This is a genomic window from Pseudoclavibacter sp. RFBJ3 (genome assembly GCF_002931375.1).
Classification (GTDB): domain Bacteria; phylum Actinomycetota; class Actinomycetes; order Actinomycetales; family Microbacteriaceae; genus Pseudoclavibacter.
Genome location: NZ_PSXZ01000009.1, coordinates 173,824 through 187,937, shown reverse-complemented (window position 1 = coordinate 187,937; position 14,114 = coordinate 173,824). Strand labels below are relative to the sequence as shown.

Here is a 14,114-nt window from a genome sequence, read left to right as displayed (position 1 = left end):
GGTGGTCTCGGGATGGCTTTCACGCTTCGGGATGGGAAGCAACCCATCCGGATGCGCGAAAGCCATCTCGAGACGTGGCGAGAGACGCGCGACGAGGGTGCGTCGAGCCCGAAGGATGCACGCAGGTGCAGGTGCAGGTGCCGGTGCCGGTGCAGGTGCAGGTGCAGGTGCAGGCGCTCGCGCTGCTCGCGCTGCCCGCACGCCGCGCCCGCGCCCGCGCGTATGCCGAGCACGACGGCAGCGGCCCCGGCGAGGAACGCCGGGGCCGCAGTCGTGGATCGGGAGAGTGCGGGTCTAGCCGAAGCGGCCCGACACGTAGTCCTCCGTCGCCTGGACGGACGGGTTCTCGAAGATCGTCTTCGTCGTGTCGTACTCGATGAGCTTGCCCGGCATGCCGGTGCCGGCGATGTTGAAGAACGCCGTCTTGTCGGAGACACGCGATGCCTGCTGCATGTTGTGGGTCACGATAACGATCGTGTACTCGGTCTTGAGGTCCTCGATGAGGTCCTCGATCGCGAGCGTCGAGATCGGGTCGAGGGCCGAGCAGGGCTCGTCCATGAGCAGCACGTCGGGGGAGACGGCGATGGCGCGGGCGATGCAGAGACGCTGCTGCTGTCCGCCGGAGAGGCCGGAGCCGGGGAGGTCGAGGCGGTCCTTGACCTCCTTCCACAGGTTGGCTCCCTGCAGCGACTTCTCGACGAGGGCGTCGGCGTCGCTCTTGGAGATCTTCGTGTTGTTGAGCTTCACGCCGGCGAGCACGTTCTCGCGGATCGACATCGTCGGGAACGGGTTCGGGCGCTGGAAGACCATGCCGACCTGGCGACGAACGAGGACGGGGTCGACGCCGGGGCCGTAGAGGTTGTTGCCGTCGATGAGGACCTCACCGTCGACCCACGCCTTCGGGATGACCTCGTGCATGCGGTTGAGCGTGCGGAGGAACGTCGACTTGCCGCAGCCGGATGGGCCGATGAAGGCGGTGACGCTGCGGGGCTCGATGACCATGGAGACGTCTTCGACGGCCTTGAACTTGTCGTAGTAGACGTTGAGGTCGTTGACTTCGATGCGCTTGGACACTGTGTTTCCCTAACTTCCTGGCTGGTCGGCCTGGTCAGTCTGACCGGTTAGCCCTTGGGGGCGAAGAGCTTGGTGATCATGCGTGCGACGAGGTTGAGCAGCATGACGATGATGAGGAGGACGAGTGCGCCTGTCCAGGCGAGGTTGAGCATGTTCTCGGCGCCGGCTCCGACCTGCTGCGTGTAGGAGCGGTAGACGAAGACGGGGAGGCTCATCATGGCGCCCTGCGTCATGTTGTAGTTCATGTAGATGTTGAAGCCGGCGGCGATGAGCAGCGGCGCGCTCTCTCCGATGACGCGGGAGATGGCGAGCATGACGCCTGTCGTGATGCCGGCGAGTGCGGTGGGGAGCACGACCTTGGAGATCGTGAGCCACTTCGGCACGCCGAGCGCATATGAGGCTTCGCGGAGCTCGTTCGGGACGAGGCGGATCATCTCCTCCGAGGAGCGCACGACGGTGGGGATCATGAGCACGGTGAGGGCGATGGAGCCCGCGAGTCCGGTGCGCACGTTGGTGAGCGGGATGCCGAGCGTCTGCAGGATGAGCATGATCATCGTGTAGGCGAACAGGCCGGCGACGATCGACGGGACGCCGGTCATGACATCCACGAAGAAGTTGATGGCCTTGGAGAGGCGTCCCTTGCCGTATTCGACGAGGTAGATCGAGGTGAAGAGCCCGATCGGCACGGAGATGAGGGTCGCGACGAGGGTGATGAGGAGGGTTCCGACGATGGCGTGGATGCCTCCGCCGCCTTCCGTCACGACGCCGACCATCGAGGAGGTGAAGAACGTCATGTCGAAGCGGGCGAGCCCGTTCGCGACGAGGGTGAAGAGCAGGGAGAGCAACGGCACGAGGGCGAGCACGAACGCGGCGGTGACGAGCGAGGTGACGAAGCGGTTCGTGGCCTGGCGGGGGCCCTCGATGATGCGGGCGATGATCCACTGGCCGGCGATGTAGAAGATCGCGCCGAGGACGGCGAAGCCGGTCCAGTTGAACTCGCCGCCGCCTGCCGCGAGGAGCAGGGTGATCACTGCGGAGAGCGCGAAGCCGCCGACGAGGATCGCGTACGGGCCCCATTTGGGGAGGCGGCCGTGCGTGAGCGGGTTGATCATCTCGGGAGACGTCTGGTTCTGGGCTGGTTTCTGCAATGTTGACGTCATCAGTTGGCTCCTGAGAATTCCTTGCGGCGGCTCACGATCCATCGTGCGAGGGAGTTCACGAGGAGGGTGATGGCGAAGAGCACGAGACCGGATGCGATGAGCACGTTGATGTCGAGGTTCGACGCTTCCGGGAAGGAGAGGGCGATGTTGGCGGCGATCGTCGACGGGTTGGTGTTCGACGTCAGCTGGAAGGTGATCACGCCGGTCGCGGAGAGGACCATGGCGACGGCCATCGTCTCGCCGAGGGCGCGGCCGAGGCCGAGCATGATGGAGGAGACCATTCCGCCGCGTGCGAAGGGCAGGACGGCCATCTTGACCATCTCCCAGCGCGTTGCGCCGAGGGCGAGCGATGCCTCTTCGTGGAGTCGCGGCGTCTGGAGGAAGACCTCGCGGGTGAGGGCGGTGACGATGGGGAGCACCATGACGGCGAGCACGATGGCGGCCGTCAGGATGGTGCGGCCCGTGGCCGACACCTGGCCCTGGAAGAAGGGGAGCCAGGAGAGGTTCTCGTTGAGCCATACGTAGAACGGCTGCACGAACGGGCCGAGCACGGTTGCACCCCAGAGGCCGAAGACGACCGAGGGGACGGCGGCGAGGAGGTCGATGACGTAGCCGAGGGGGGCGGCGAGCTTGCGCGACGCGTAGTGCGTGATGAAGAGCGCGACGCCGATGGCGACGGGCACGGCCATGAGGAGCGCGAGCAGCGAGGCCCAGAGCGTTCCGAAGATGAGCGGCAGCACGTACCAGAAGAAGTTGCCTTCGGCTTCCGGCTCGGCGAGGTTGGTCGCTCCGGCGACGAAGTGGCTGTTCTCGGCCGCATCAGGGAAGAAAGCTGGGAGCCCCTGGAAGAGCAGGAAGAAGAACACGGCGGCGAGGATCGCGAGGATGAGCGATCCGGAGAACGTCGAGAGGAAGCTGAAGACGCGGTCGCCCGGGCGCGACTTCGCCTTCACCGATGTGCCCGCGTCTGGGGCGAGTTCTGCAGTCATCTGCTGAGGGTTTCCCTAAGTCAATTGGGTGGAACGAGGCGAGCGGCGGATGAGAGCCGAATCGCCCGGTGCCATGCTTTCACAGCACGGCACCGGGCTGAAACGGATCTTCGGTGCTCGCGGACTACTTGATGGCGTCGACCGCGGCCTGGGCCTGGGTGCGGAGGTCGTCCGAGATGGGCGCGGAGCCCGCGTTCTCGGCGGCCGCATCCTGTGCCTCAGGGCTGATCACGTAGTCGAAGTAGGCCTTGACGTTGGCACCGACGGTGGGGTCGGTGTACTCGGCGCAGCCGATGAGGTACGAGACGAGGACGATCGGGTAGACGCCTTCGGCTGAGCGGTCGAGCTCGAACGAGAGGTCGGTCGCGGCGCGGCCTTCCTCGAGCGTGGAGTTGTCGACGACGGCGGCTGCCGCCTCGGGGGAGAGCTCGACGAACTCGGAGCCCGTCTGGATCGCTGCCGTGCTGAGGTCACCGGCGGCGGATGCGTCGAGGTAGCCGATGGTGCCGTTGCCGGAGGTCAGTGCCTGCTGGACACCGGGGGTCTCCTGGGCGCCTTCACCGCCCGAGATGGGCCAGTCGTCGCTGTCCTCGAAGGTCCACACGTCGGGAGCAGCTTCGACGAGGTACGACGTGAAGTTGCCCGTCGTGCCGGACGTGTCGGAGCGGTGGACCGGCGTGATGGCGAGGTCGGGGAACGTGACGCCGGCGTTGAGCGCGGCGATCTCGGGGGCGTTCCAGTTGGTGATCTCGCCCTTGAAGATCTTGGCGAGGGTCGCGGGGTCGAGGTTGAGCGAGTCGACGCCCTCGACGTTGAACGCGACGGCGATGGGGGAGATGTAGGCGGGGATCTCGACGAGGTCGGTGCCGTCGACGCAGTTGCCGAAGCCGCCTGCCTCGATCTCTTCCATCTTGAAGGCGCGGTCGGAGCCGATGAAGGCCGAGGTGCCGTTCGTGAAGTCGGTGCGGCCGGCGCCGGAGCCGCCGCCGGCGTAGTTGATCTGGATGTTCGGCTGGACGGCGGCGAAGCCGGCGATCCAGGAGGTCTGTGCGGTGCCCTGCGACGATGCGCCGGACGCGGCGAGGGTGCCCGTGAGCTGCGCTTCACCTTCAACTGCGGTTCCCGGCTCTGCTGCGGTTGGCTCGTTGCTGGCGCAAGCCGCAAGCGTGAGTGCGGCGATTGCGGCCATGGCGACCGATGCGCCTACTCGCGTGAACTTCATGGAGTTTCCCTTCGGGGACAGGTGACATTCCTTGGGATCAGTTGCGATCCGTCGGTGACGCTATGCGCGAAGGGTGACGAGGAGGGGCGGGGAAAGTGAACGGGGGGTGAACGGGCTGGGAATGCGCGCAGATTTCTTGCCGCTCCCGCTTACTTCATCTGCTCCAGGACGGGCTCGATCTGCGTCCGGAGCGCATCCGAGATGGGAGCGGAGCCGGCGGCCTCTGCCGAGGCTGACTGGCCTTCCTCGCTCACGACGAAGCTGAAGTAGGCCTTGGCGTTGGTGCCGACTGAGCTGTCGGCGTACTCGGCGCAGCCGATGAGGTAGGAGACGAGCACGATCGGGTAGACGCCAGGCGTCGTTCGGTTCAGCTCGAACGCGAGGTCGGTCGGAGCGCGTCCCGTTTCGATGGTGGAGTTGTCGACGACCGCGGCGGCCGCTTCTGGCGAGAACGGCACGAACTCGCCGCCCGTCTCGACGGAGGCGGTCGTGAGGCCGTCGGCGGCGGACGCATCCATGTAGCCGATCGTGCCGTTGGCGCGCAGGGCCTGCTGCATGCCTGCGCTCTCCTGAGCGGCCTCGCCGCTGTTCACGGGCCACTCGTCGACCTCGCCGTAGCTCCAGGCGTCGCCAGCTGCCTCATCGAGGTACGCCGTGAAGTTGCCGGTCGTGCCCGACTTGTCGGAACGGTGCACTGGCGTGATGGCGAGCGCGGGGAGGGTCGTGTCCGGGTTGAGGGCCGCGATCTCCGGCGCATCCCACGAGTCGATGTCGCCGGAGAAGATGCCGGCGATGGCGGCTGCGTCGAGTCGCAGCTCGTCGACTCCCTCGAGCGCGAACGCGACGGCGATGGGCGAGATGTAGGCGGGGATCTCGACGAGGTCGCTGCCGTCGGCGCAGGCGCGGAACGGGCCTTCCTCGATCTCGTCGATGTCGAACGCGCGGTCCGAGCCGATGAAGGCGGAGGTGCCGTTCTGGAAGTCGGAGCGGCCCGCGCCGGAGCCGCCGCCCGCGTAGTTGACGCGCACATCCGGCTCGATGGGGTAGAAGCCTGCGATCCAGGCCGTCTGCGCGACGCCCTGCGAGGACGCACCGGATGCGCTCAGCACGCCGTCGAGGTGCTGCGACCGCGGATCCTTGCTGACCGAGATCTCGTTGAGCGCGCATCCGCTGGTCACGAGGGCGGTGGTTGCGAGGAGCGCCAGGGCGGCGAGTGCTCGGGAGTGGTGCATCGAGATCCTTCTGCCATCAGGGGTCAGGCGAGCCCGGGTCGACCGGGATCGAACTAGGGCCTGAATCAGTATGGACGAGAAGTGGACGCGACGTGACGCGCAGGTGAACGGCGGCGGGCGCGAGGGCTCGCAACCGTGGCCGCGGCTCAGGTGATCGGCCCGTGCGTCTCCGCCGCCACGACGCCCGCTCGCGGGTGGTTGACGGGGACGTGGATGACGGAGCACTCGCCGGTCGACAGCATGGCGTGGCGCGCGAGGGAGCTCGGGCGCGTCGCCGTGTGCAGGGCGATGGAGCGAATGATGGCGGGCATGACGGGGGAGTGGCTGCAGATGACCGTGCTGCGCCGTCTCGAGATGAGCTTGCGCACCACCTCGTCGAGCTCTTCCTCGTCTTTCGTGTACGAGCCCTGGGCGATGCTGCGCTCGACCTGGGGGGTCAGGTCGAGCAGTGAGCTGATGGGGGCCACGGTCGAGCGGCAGCGGACGGCATTCGAGGTGATGACCGCTTCCGGGCCGAACGAGCGGAGGATGGGCACGACCGTCTCTGCCTGCTCCAATCCTCGGGCCGTGATGGGGCGCGAGTCGTCGTCGCCCGGCCACGACTGCGGGGGCACGGCCGTCGCGTGGCGGAGCACGAGGATCGCGAAGGTGCGGTGCAGCCCGCGCCGGTACCGGTCGGCGAAGATCTCGAGCACTTCGCGGTCTCGGTCGTAGCTGAGGAGCTTCTTGGCCTTCTTGAGCGATACCCAGTCGATGCCGTCGACCTCGTCGTTCGGCTCGAATACATGCCCTTCGTACGCGGCGTCGTCGACCTCGGCGGTCCAGTAGTGCACCTCCTTGGGCCTGCCATTCGGCATGACGTACTCGACGTACCCGAGGGGTGCGCCGAGGGTCGCCCGGTAGCCGGTCTCCTCTTCCACCTCTCGGGCGGCCGTCTCCGGGAGCGTCTCTCCGGGGTCGACCTTGCCCTTGGGGAGGGAGTAGTCGCCGTGCCGCCCGCGGTGGATGATGAGCACCTTGAGCTTGTCGTCGGCGATGTCTTCGTGCCACAGCACAGCGCCTGCCGCGTAGACGGTGCGCGAGGCGGCAGGGATGTCGATCGTCATGCGGCTAGGCCAGCGTCGTCGGCCTGCGACGCTTGCTGATGCGTCGCATCATCTCGTCGTGCAGGTCGGTGAGCCGGTCGCCGTTCTCGTCCCTGGCGTGGCGGATCCACTCGGCGTCGGAGCCGAGGTGCCAGGTCGCGGTGGTGTCGGCCATCGCGAGGTCGAACATGCCGCCGATGTCCGCCGCGTGGTTCTCGTCGGTGATGCGCACGAGCGCCTCGATGCGGCGGTCGAGGTTGCGGTGCATCATGTCGGCTGAGCCGATGAACACGCGCTCGTCGCCGTCGTTCGCGAAGCAGAAGATGCGGGAGTGCTCGAGGTAGCGCCCGACGACGGAGCGCACTCGGATGGTCTCGCTGAGGCCGGGGACGCCGGGGCGGAGGCCGCAGATGCCGCGCACCCAGATGTCGACGGGAACGCCAGCCTGGCTGGCGCGGTAGAGCGCGTCGATGATCTCCTCGTCGACCATGGAGTTGACCTTGATGCGGATGCGGCTCGGCTTGCCGTCGAGCGCGTTCTTGCGCTCCTTGTCGATGAGGTTGAGGAGGCCGGGGCGGAGGTGCATGGGGGCGACGAGGAGGCGCGTGAACTTGCGCTCGATGGCGTAGCCGGAGAGCTGGTTGAAGAGGCGCGTGATGTCGCGGGAGATCTTCTCGTTGCACGTGAAGAGCCCGAGGTCCTCGTAGATGCGGCTCGTCTTCGGGTTGTAGTTGCCGGTGCCGATGTGGTTGTACATCTTGAGCTCGTTGTCTTCCTTGCGGATGACCTGCAGCAGCTTGCAGTGGGTCTTGAGCCCGACGGTGCCGTAGACGACGTGCACGCCGGCCTTCTCGAGCTTGCGAGCCCAGACGATGTTGTTCTGCTCGTCGAAGCGTGCCTTGATCTCGACGAGGACCAGCACCTGCTTGCCCGATTCTGCGGCCTTGATGAGAGCGTTCACGATGGGGCTGTCGCCGGAGGTGCGGTACAGGGTCTGCTTGATGGCGAGCACGTTCGGGTCGGCCGCGGCGACCTCGAGGAAGGCCTGCACGCTCGTCGAGAACGCCTCGTATGGGTGCTGCACGAGCACGTCGCGGCGGGCGATGGCGCCGAACATGTCGGCCTTCTCGTCGCTCTCGGACGTCCGGAAGGCGGCTGCGGTGACGGGCACGTGCGTCCGGTACTTGAGGTCGGGCCGGTTGATCGCCCCGAGCGCGAAGAGGCCGCCGAGGTCGAGGGGGCCGGGGAGGACGTACACCTCGTTGTGGGTGATGTCGAGCTCCGTCATGAGCAGCTCGAGGGTCTCGTCGTCCATGTCGTTGGAGACCTCGAGGCGGATGGGCGGGCCGAAGCGGCGGCGCAGGAGCTCCTTCTCGAGGGCCTGCAGGAGGTTCTCGGTCTCGTCCTCCTCGATCGTCATGTCCTCGTTGCGGGTGAGGCGGAACGCGTGGTGGTCGAGGATCTTCATGCCGGGGAAGACGTGCCCGAGGTGCTGGGCGATGAGGTCCTCGAGGAGGATGAAGCGTGCCTTGCCGTGGTCGGACTGCAGCGGGTAGAAGCGCGGCAGCACGGGGGGCACCTTGAGGCGGGCGAACTCCTCCTTCTCGCTGCGGGGGTTGTAGACCCGCACGGAGATGTTGAGGGAGAGACCCGAGATGTAGGGGAACGGATGCACGGGGTCGACGGCGAGCGGCATCAGCACGGGGAAGATCTGCTCGTCGAAGAGGTCGCCGAGCTCGACGCGCTCGGCGTCGGAGAGCTCGTCCCAGCTGACGATGTGGATGCCCTGGTCGGCGAGCTCCGGGCGCACGCTGCCGTTGAAGATCGCGGCGTGCCGCTTCTGCAGTTCGTAGGCCTTCGAGCGGATCGTGTCGAGCGCCTCCTGCGGCGGAACTCCCGCGGGGGTCGGGACGGCGAGGCCGGTCGCGATGCGGCGCTTGAGGCCCGCGACTCGCACCATGAAGAACTCGTCGAGGTTCGACGAGAAGATGGCGAGGAAGTTCGCGCGCTCGAGGAGGGGCGTCGAGGGGTCCTCGCCGAGTTCGAGCACACGCTGGTTGAACGCGAGCCAGCTCAGCTCGCGGTCGACGAAGCGGCTGCGCGGCATCTCCTGCGAGTCTGCACCGGCCTCGGGGGCGCGGAGTTCGATAGTCATGCGGTCATCCTTCCAGGTGTGCGGAGAGGAACGGCGTCTTGTCGTCCGAGTCTCGCGGGAGTTCGTCCCTGTCCTGCAGGAATCGGGGGTTCCTGCCGGTGAAGATCAGCAGAGTCACGCGAACGGATCATGAACGGGTGCGTCGGTACTGCACGTCGATCGAGAGCTGCTCGTAGCCGAGAGAGCGGTAGAGCGAGAGTGCGGCGTCGTTGTCGCCTTCGACGTAGAGGGAGGTGCGCTTGGCACCTGTCGCGTGCATCCGCCCGAGGCCTGCCTGCATGAGCGCTCGGCCGAGCCCGCGGCCGGCGGCCTGGGGGGCGACGCCGACGACGTAGATCTCGACCTCATCGCCTTCGCGCTTGAGCCAGTTGTAGCCGAGCAGCGTGCCGTCGGCGTCGCGCAGCAGGAGGAAGTCGTCGGCGTCGAACCAGTCGGTCGACTGCCGCGCTTGGAGGCCGGGGGCGTCGAGTGCGCCCTGCTCTGGGTGGCTGCGGAAGACGATGGCGTTCAGGGCCAGGAAGTCGTCGGCGTCGGCGGGGGTGAAGGGCGAGATCGAGTATCCCTCGGGGGATGGCGCCGCCTCGGCGTCCGCCGCGGTGAGGGGGCGACCGAGCTTCAGGAGCGTGCGCACGGCGTCGAGGCCACGGGAGGAGGCGAGCGCGGAGGCGCCCGCCAGGTTGCCGTGGGCCCAGAAGACCGGCGCGGCCTCGCCCTCAGCGGCGACGGCGTCGAAGAGCTCGCCGCCAAGGCCTCGCCGCCGGTGCTCCGGATGCACGACGAGCTCTCCCTCGACGGTTCCGTCGTCGAGGTCCCGCGTGAGGGCCGCGGCGATGAGCCTGCCGGCATCGTCGATGGCCGTCAGTCGCCGCTCGCCGAGCGACAGGAGCGTGTCCTCGTTGAACGGGGCGACACCGTCAGCCGCAGTTGCGGCATCTGCGAGTTCGCGGACCTCCGCACTTCGAGGCGCAGCCGACGCGGCAGTGGAGAGATCGGGCATCGGTGCTCCTAGGGGGTGGTGGCGTCGTCGAGCGATGAGCCGCCGGTGGGGACCGGCTCGTCCCGTGCCGCTTCGCCGTTGCGCAGGAGCCGGTAGCCGACGTTGCGCACCGTGCCGATGACGCTCTCCTGATCGCCGAGCTTGGCGCGCAGTCGTCGCACGTGCACGTCGACCGTGCGCGTGCCGCCGAAGTAGTCGTAGCCCCACACCTCGCTCAGCAGCCGCTCACGCGTGAACACGTGGTCGGGGTGCGAGGCGAGATACCGCAGCAGCTCGAACTCCTTGAACGTCAGGTCGAGGGTGCGCCCTCGATACCTGGCCGTGTAGCTGTGCTCGTCGATCGTCAACGGACCGATGGCGATCGTGCCGCTCGGCTCCTCGACCGCCGCCTGGGGGCGGAGGAGTCGGATGCGCGCATCCACCTCGGCCGGCCCGGCCGTTCGCAGGATGACGTCGCCGATGCCCCAGTCGGAGGAGATGGCGGGGAGGCCGCCTTCTGTGATGGCGAGCAGCACGGGAACGGACGACTCGATCGTGTTGAGCACGCCGCACAGGCGCTTCGCGCTCGGGAGGTCGCTCGTGCCGTCGATGATGTTCGCGTCCGCCTGGGGAGCGGATGCGAGGGCTGACGCGGTCGGTGGGAGCACCCGGACGCGGTGCGCCAGAAGTGTGAGGGAAGGGAGAGCGTGCTCGACGCCGCCGGCGCTGAACAAGAGGACGTCTGCCAAATGTGGCCTCCTCGATGTTTGGTCGGACTCGCTGGCTAGTCTACGCACCCTCGGGGCAGCTCCAGCGTGCACAATGGGGCAATGACCCGCGAACGAGTGAGCATCGGCATCGTCTGGCTGGCTGCAGTGGTCGGAGTGTTCGGCGTTGCGATCCTCGCGGATCCCTCGCGGCACCTGGTCTGGGTGAGCATCCTCATGCTCACGCTCATCTGCCTGACCTGCCTCCTGCAGCTGCGCCTGCAGGAGAGCGACGGGTTCATCATGCGGATGAGTCTCAGCCTGGTCGGAGCCCTGGTCGTGCTTGGCGTCGCCTCGCTCGGCTTCGCGATGCTCGGCGGCGACGCGGTCGTCGGAACACCGAGTCACAGCTGAACCGCGCCGCCCTTCGCGCGCGGCCGCAATGGCTAGGATGGACGGCATGGACACCGTGCTTGTTATCGAAATCATCTTCACCGGCTTGCTGGTGCTCGCGCTCATCGCCATCAGCTTCGTCTCCGTGGTTGTGCTGAAGAACCTCTTCAAGGGTCAGAACTAGCCAGCCCGTTAGGGCGCCGCAGCTGCTGGATCGAGAGGAAACCCCCGATGGTGTACGACATCCCAACTGACCTCCCTCCCGAGATCGTGCCGCTTTCCTGGCTGCTCGGCGTGTGGGAGGGCACTGGCCACGTCGAGTACAAGGTGGGCGAGGAAGTGCGCGAGCAGGCCTTCCGCCAGCGTGTGAGCTTCAGCCACGACGGCCTTCCCTACCTCAACTACTCCGCGCAGCTGTGGCTCGAGGAGGGCACGGGCGACGAGCCCGTGCAGGTGCCGCTCACGGGCGAGACCGGGTTCTGGCGTCTGGCGCGCACGAGGGACGACGGCGATGTCGGTCCCGGCTACCTTCCCCCGACGGCCCCCGCCACCATCACCGATGCGGACGGCGTCGAGGGGCTCCGCGACGACGAGCAGGCGTTTCCGCTCGAGGTCTCCATCGTGCACCCGACCGGACTCCTCGAGCGCTACAGCGGCAGCGCGCGCGGGCCGCGAATCGACTTGAAGACCGAGGAAGTCCTGCTCGCGCCCGGCGCGAAGGAGTTCACCGCGTCCACCCGCATGTACGGCTACGTGGCGGGGGAGCTGCTGTGGGCCTGGGACATCGCCGCCCTCGGCCAGGAGCTCGCGACCCACGCGTCGGCGAAGCTGGCCAAGCTTGACTGAGCACCCCGTCTCGAACGAGCCCTCGTCTGTCGCCGACGAGCCTCAGCCGTACCGTTCGCCCTTCCTCGCGGTCCCCGGCGCGGTGGAGGGCGTCGGCATCGACGCGGGTGTCGCCTGGCACTACGGGCAGGTGACGGCCGACCAGCGAGAGCTCGCAGCGGGCCGCTCCATCGTGGATGCCTCGCACCTCGGTGTCATCCGCCTCACGGGCGCCGACCGGCTCACCTGGCTCGACTCGCTCACCTCGCAGCGGCTCACGACCCTCGAGCCCGGGCAGAGTGCTGAGACGCTGCTCCTCGACATCCAGGGGCACATCGAGCACGGCGCTGCCGTGCTCGACGACGGTACGGCGACCTGGCTCATCACCGAGCGCGAGTCGGCCCCCGTGTTCGCGGCCTGGCTGAACCGGATGCGGTTCCTCCTCGACGTGCAGGTCGCCGAGGTCACGGACCGGTTCGCGGTCGTCGCGACGCTCGGCCAGCTCGACCTCGGTGCGGCGGCCCCCAACGGCACGCCGCTCGTCTGGAACGACCCGTGGGCCACTCCTCCCGCACACGGCTGGAGCTACTCGCAGTTCCCGGTCGTCCCCGCCGACGGCGCGGTCGACGCGCACCCCGGAGCCGACTTCCCGGTGAAGCTGCATGTCCTCGAGCGCGCGAGCCTGCAGGGGCTCGTCGACCGCGCACTGGCGGGCGAGCTGCCCGTCGCAGGCATGCACGCGTTCGAGGCGCTCCGCATCGCGGCGCTCCGTCCCCGCCTCGGGGCTGAGGTCGACTCGAGGGCGATCCCGCACGAGTTCGACTGGCTCCGCAGCGCCGTCCACCTCGAGAAGGGCTGCTACCGCGGGCAGGAGACGGTCGCGAAGGTCCACTTCCTCGGTCGTCCGCCGCGCAGGATCGTCCTCCTCGACCTGGACGGCTCGCTCGGCGAGCTTCCCGTGGCCGGCAGCACGCTTTCGGTCGAGGGCGATGCCAAGGCGCAGACGGTCGGACGCATCAGCTCGGTCGCGATCCATCACGAGGACGGCCCCATCGCGTTGGCGCTCGTGAAGCGCTCGCTCGCGGGAGACGCCTCGCTTGTCGTGGAGCTCGCCGACGGGCAGCAGGTCTCGGCGAGCGCGACGACGATCGTGTCGCCGACGGCTGGCCGCGCGGCAGACGTGCCCCGCCTGCCGCGCCTCGAGCGTCGCGGGCAGTAGACATGTCGGCTCCGGCGGCTGGCGTCGGGGCCGCGTTCGCCCGTCTGCGGGCCTCGCTTCCGGCGGTGCTGCAGATCACGGCGGCGGCCTTCGCCGCCTACGCGATCGCGCACTGGGGGCTCGGGCATCCCATCCCGTTCCTCGCCGTGACGGTCGCGATCACGAGCCTCGGCCTGCAGCGCGACGCGCGCCCCCGTCGTGTCTTCGACACGGCGCTCGGCATCACCTTCGGGGTACTGCTCTCCAACCTCTCGCTCCTGCTCTTCGGGCGCGGCGTGTGGCAGGTGACCGTCGTCCTCGCGGTCGTGCTCCTGCTCGCGCGGCTCGTGCACCCGAGCCCCGGGTTCGCGATCGGCGCCGCCGTGCAGGCGTCGCTGGTGCAGCTCATCCCCGTCCAGGGCGTCGGCGAGTACTCGCGCCTCCTCGACGCGGTCATCGGGGGAGCGGTGGCCATCGCGGCGACCGCGCTCATCCCGCGCAACGCGTCGGCGCTCGCGAAGAACGAGGCCAAGGGGCTCATCGGCGCGCTCGCCCAGGCGCTCGGCGATATCTCGCAGGCCCTGCGCAGGGGAGACAGCGACGCAGGCCTCGCTGCGCTCGAGGAGCTGCGCATGACGCAGGCCACGCTCGACGCCTGGTCGACCGAGCTCGAGAGCGCCGCATCCATCGCCCGGATCTCGCCGTTCATGCGCCACCATCGCGGGAGGGTCGAGCGGATGGCGGAACTGCGAACGAGCATCGACCTCGCCACGCGCAATCTCCGGGTGGTCGCGCGGCGTGCCTGGTCGCTGTCGTGGGATGGTCGCCACCGCGAGGAGCTCGCCGACCTTCTCGGCGACATCCAGTCGGGGATGCTCGAGCTGCAGCTCGGTCTCGACGACGACGCGATGCTCCACCAGTCGCGCCAGACGCTGCTCATCGCGGCGGCCAGGCTGGAGCCGGAGCACCTGCATGGAGCGCAGCTCGGCGACTCGGTGCTGCTCATGCAGTGCAGGCCCCTCGTCGTCGACCTGCTCATCGCGAGCGGGATGGAGGCGGAGGCCGCACGAACGGCTCTCCCCGAGGTCCACTAGTCGC

The 14,114-nt window shown here is 68.2% G+C and carries 13 protein-coding genes; 4 read left to right on the top strand and 9 right to left on the bottom strand.

Annotation, left to right across the window (positions count from 1 at the left end; all coding sequences use genetic code 11):
* Positions 1-294: 294 nt before the first annotated feature.
* The 9 genes from pstB to C5E07_RS19770 all read right to left on the bottom strand — a co-directional run bounded on the left by pstB (position 295) and on the right by C5E07_RS19770 (position 10,642).
* Positions 295-1,074, bottom strand: a complete 780-nt coding sequence (pstB, locus tag C5E07_RS10215) for a phosphate ABC transporter ATP-binding protein PstB (protein WP_104241957.1) — start codon at positions 1,072-1,074, stop codon at positions 295-297.
* A 47-nt stretch (positions 1,075-1,121) separates the two neighbouring features.
* Positions 1,122-2,234 carry a phosphate ABC transporter permease PstA gene (gene pstA, locus C5E07_RS10210; protein ID WP_104241955.1) on the bottom strand — a complete coding sequence of 371 codons (1,113 nt, stop codon included), beginning with the start codon at positions 2,232-2,234 and terminating at the stop codon, positions 1,122-1,124.
* Complete coding sequence (pstC, locus tag C5E07_RS10205; RefSeq protein WP_104241953.1) at positions 2,234-3,223, bottom strand: phosphate ABC transporter permease subunit PstC; 990 nt, start codon at positions 3,221-3,223, stop codon at positions 2,234-2,236. Before pstC ends, pstA begins: the two co-directional genes overlap by 1 nt.
* Before the next feature lie 124 nt (positions 3,224-3,347).
* Positions 3,348-4,445, bottom strand: coding sequence for a phosphate ABC transporter substrate-binding protein PstS (locus C5E07_RS10200; RefSeq protein ID WP_104241951.1), 1,098 nt, complete (start codon positions 4,443-4,445; stop codon positions 3,348-3,350).
* Positions 4,446-4,594: 149 nt separating this feature from the next.
* Positions 4,595-5,677: a phosphate ABC transporter substrate-binding protein PstS gene (locus tag C5E07_RS10195; RefSeq protein WP_104299354.1), complete on the bottom strand. Its 1,083-nt coding sequence runs from the start codon at positions 5,675-5,677 to the stop codon at positions 4,595-4,597.
* Between the two features lie 146 nt (positions 5,678-5,823).
* Positions 5,824-6,783, bottom strand: coding sequence for an NUDIX hydrolase (locus tag C5E07_RS10190; protein ID WP_104241947.1), 960 nt, complete (start codon positions 6,781-6,783; stop codon positions 5,824-5,826).
* Between the two features lie 4 nt (positions 6,784-6,787).
* On the bottom strand, positions 6,788-8,917 hold the full coding sequence (locus tag C5E07_RS10185; protein WP_228496619.1) for an RNA degradosome polyphosphate kinase: 2,130 nt from the start codon (positions 8,915-8,917) through the stop codon (positions 6,788-6,790).
* A 127-nt stretch (positions 8,918-9,044) separates the two neighbouring features.
* Entirely contained in the window at positions 9,045-9,914 is an 870-nt protein-coding gene (mshD, locus tag C5E07_RS10180) for a mycothiol synthase (RefSeq protein WP_104299353.1), read from the bottom strand.
* Positions 9,915-9,922: 8 nt separating this feature from the next.
* Positions 9,923-10,642, bottom strand: coding sequence for a winged helix family transcriptional regulator (locus C5E07_RS19770; protein ID WP_228496618.1), 720 nt, complete (start codon positions 10,640-10,642; stop codon positions 9,923-9,925).
* Positions 10,643-10,723: 81 nt separating this feature from the next.
* On the opposite strand from C5E07_RS19770, the gene C5E07_RS19765 reads away from it, so the two are divergent.
* From C5E07_RS19765 to C5E07_RS10160, 4 genes are all read left to right on the top strand, one after another.
* On the top strand, positions 10,724-11,014 hold the full coding sequence (locus C5E07_RS19765; RefSeq protein WP_228496617.1) for a hypothetical protein: 291 nt from the start codon (positions 10,724-10,726) through the stop codon (positions 11,012-11,014).
* A gap of 213 nt (positions 11,015-11,227) precedes the next feature.
* Positions 11,228-11,839, top strand: a complete 612-nt coding sequence (locus C5E07_RS10170) for an FABP family protein (protein ID WP_104242161.1) — start codon at positions 11,228-11,230, stop codon at positions 11,837-11,839.
* Positions 11,832-13,037: a folate-binding protein YgfZ gene (locus C5E07_RS10165; protein WP_104299351.1), complete on the top strand. Its 1,206-nt coding sequence runs from the start codon at positions 11,832-11,834 to the stop codon at positions 13,035-13,037. The genes C5E07_RS10170 and C5E07_RS10165 overlap by 8 nt, the downstream gene beginning before the upstream one ends.
* A 2-nt stretch (positions 13,038-13,039) precedes the next feature.
* The gene (locus C5E07_RS10160; protein ID WP_104241939.1) at positions 13,040-14,110 is read left to right on the top strand and encodes an FUSC family protein; all 1,071 of its coding nucleotides are present in this window, start codon (positions 13,040-13,042) and stop codon (positions 14,108-14,110) included.
* The last annotated feature ends 4 nt before the right edge of the window (positions 14,111-14,114 follow it).

Bases quoted from the DNA above. Each gene is read 5' to 3' on its own strand.
- pstA (WP_104241955.1), bottom strand. From the start codon at position 2,234: ATGACGTCAACATTGCAGAAACCAGCCCAGAACCAGACGTCTCCCGAG.
- pstC (WP_104241953.1), bottom strand. From the start codon at position 3,223: ATGACTGCAGAACTCGCCCCAGACGCGGGCACATCGGTGAAGGCGAAG.
- C5E07_RS10200 (WP_104241951.1), bottom strand. From the start codon at position 4,445: ATGAAGTTCACGCGAGTAGGCGCATCGGTCGCCATGGCCGCAATCGCC.
- C5E07_RS10195 (WP_104299354.1), bottom strand. From the start codon at position 5,677: ATGCACCACTCCCGAGCACTCGCCGCCCTGGCGCTCCTCGCAACCACC.
- C5E07_RS10190 (WP_104241947.1), bottom strand. From the start codon at position 6,783: ATGACGATCGACATCCCTGCCGCCTCGCGCACCGTCTACGCGGCAGGC.
- C5E07_RS10185 (WP_228496619.1), bottom strand. From the start codon at position 8,917: ATGACTATCGAACTCCGCGCCCCCGAGGCCGGTGCAGACTCGCAGGAG.
- mshD (WP_104299353.1), bottom strand. From the start codon at position 9,914: ATGCCCGATCTCTCCACTGCCGCGTCGGCTGCGCCTCGAAGTGCGGAG.
- C5E07_RS19765 (WP_228496617.1), top strand. From the start codon at position 10,724: ATGACCCGCGAACGAGTGAGCATCGGCATCGTCTGGCTGGCTGCAGTG.
- C5E07_RS10160 (WP_104241939.1), top strand. From the start codon at position 13,040: ATGTCGGCTCCGGCGGCTGGCGTCGGGGCCGCGTTCGCCCGTCTGCGG.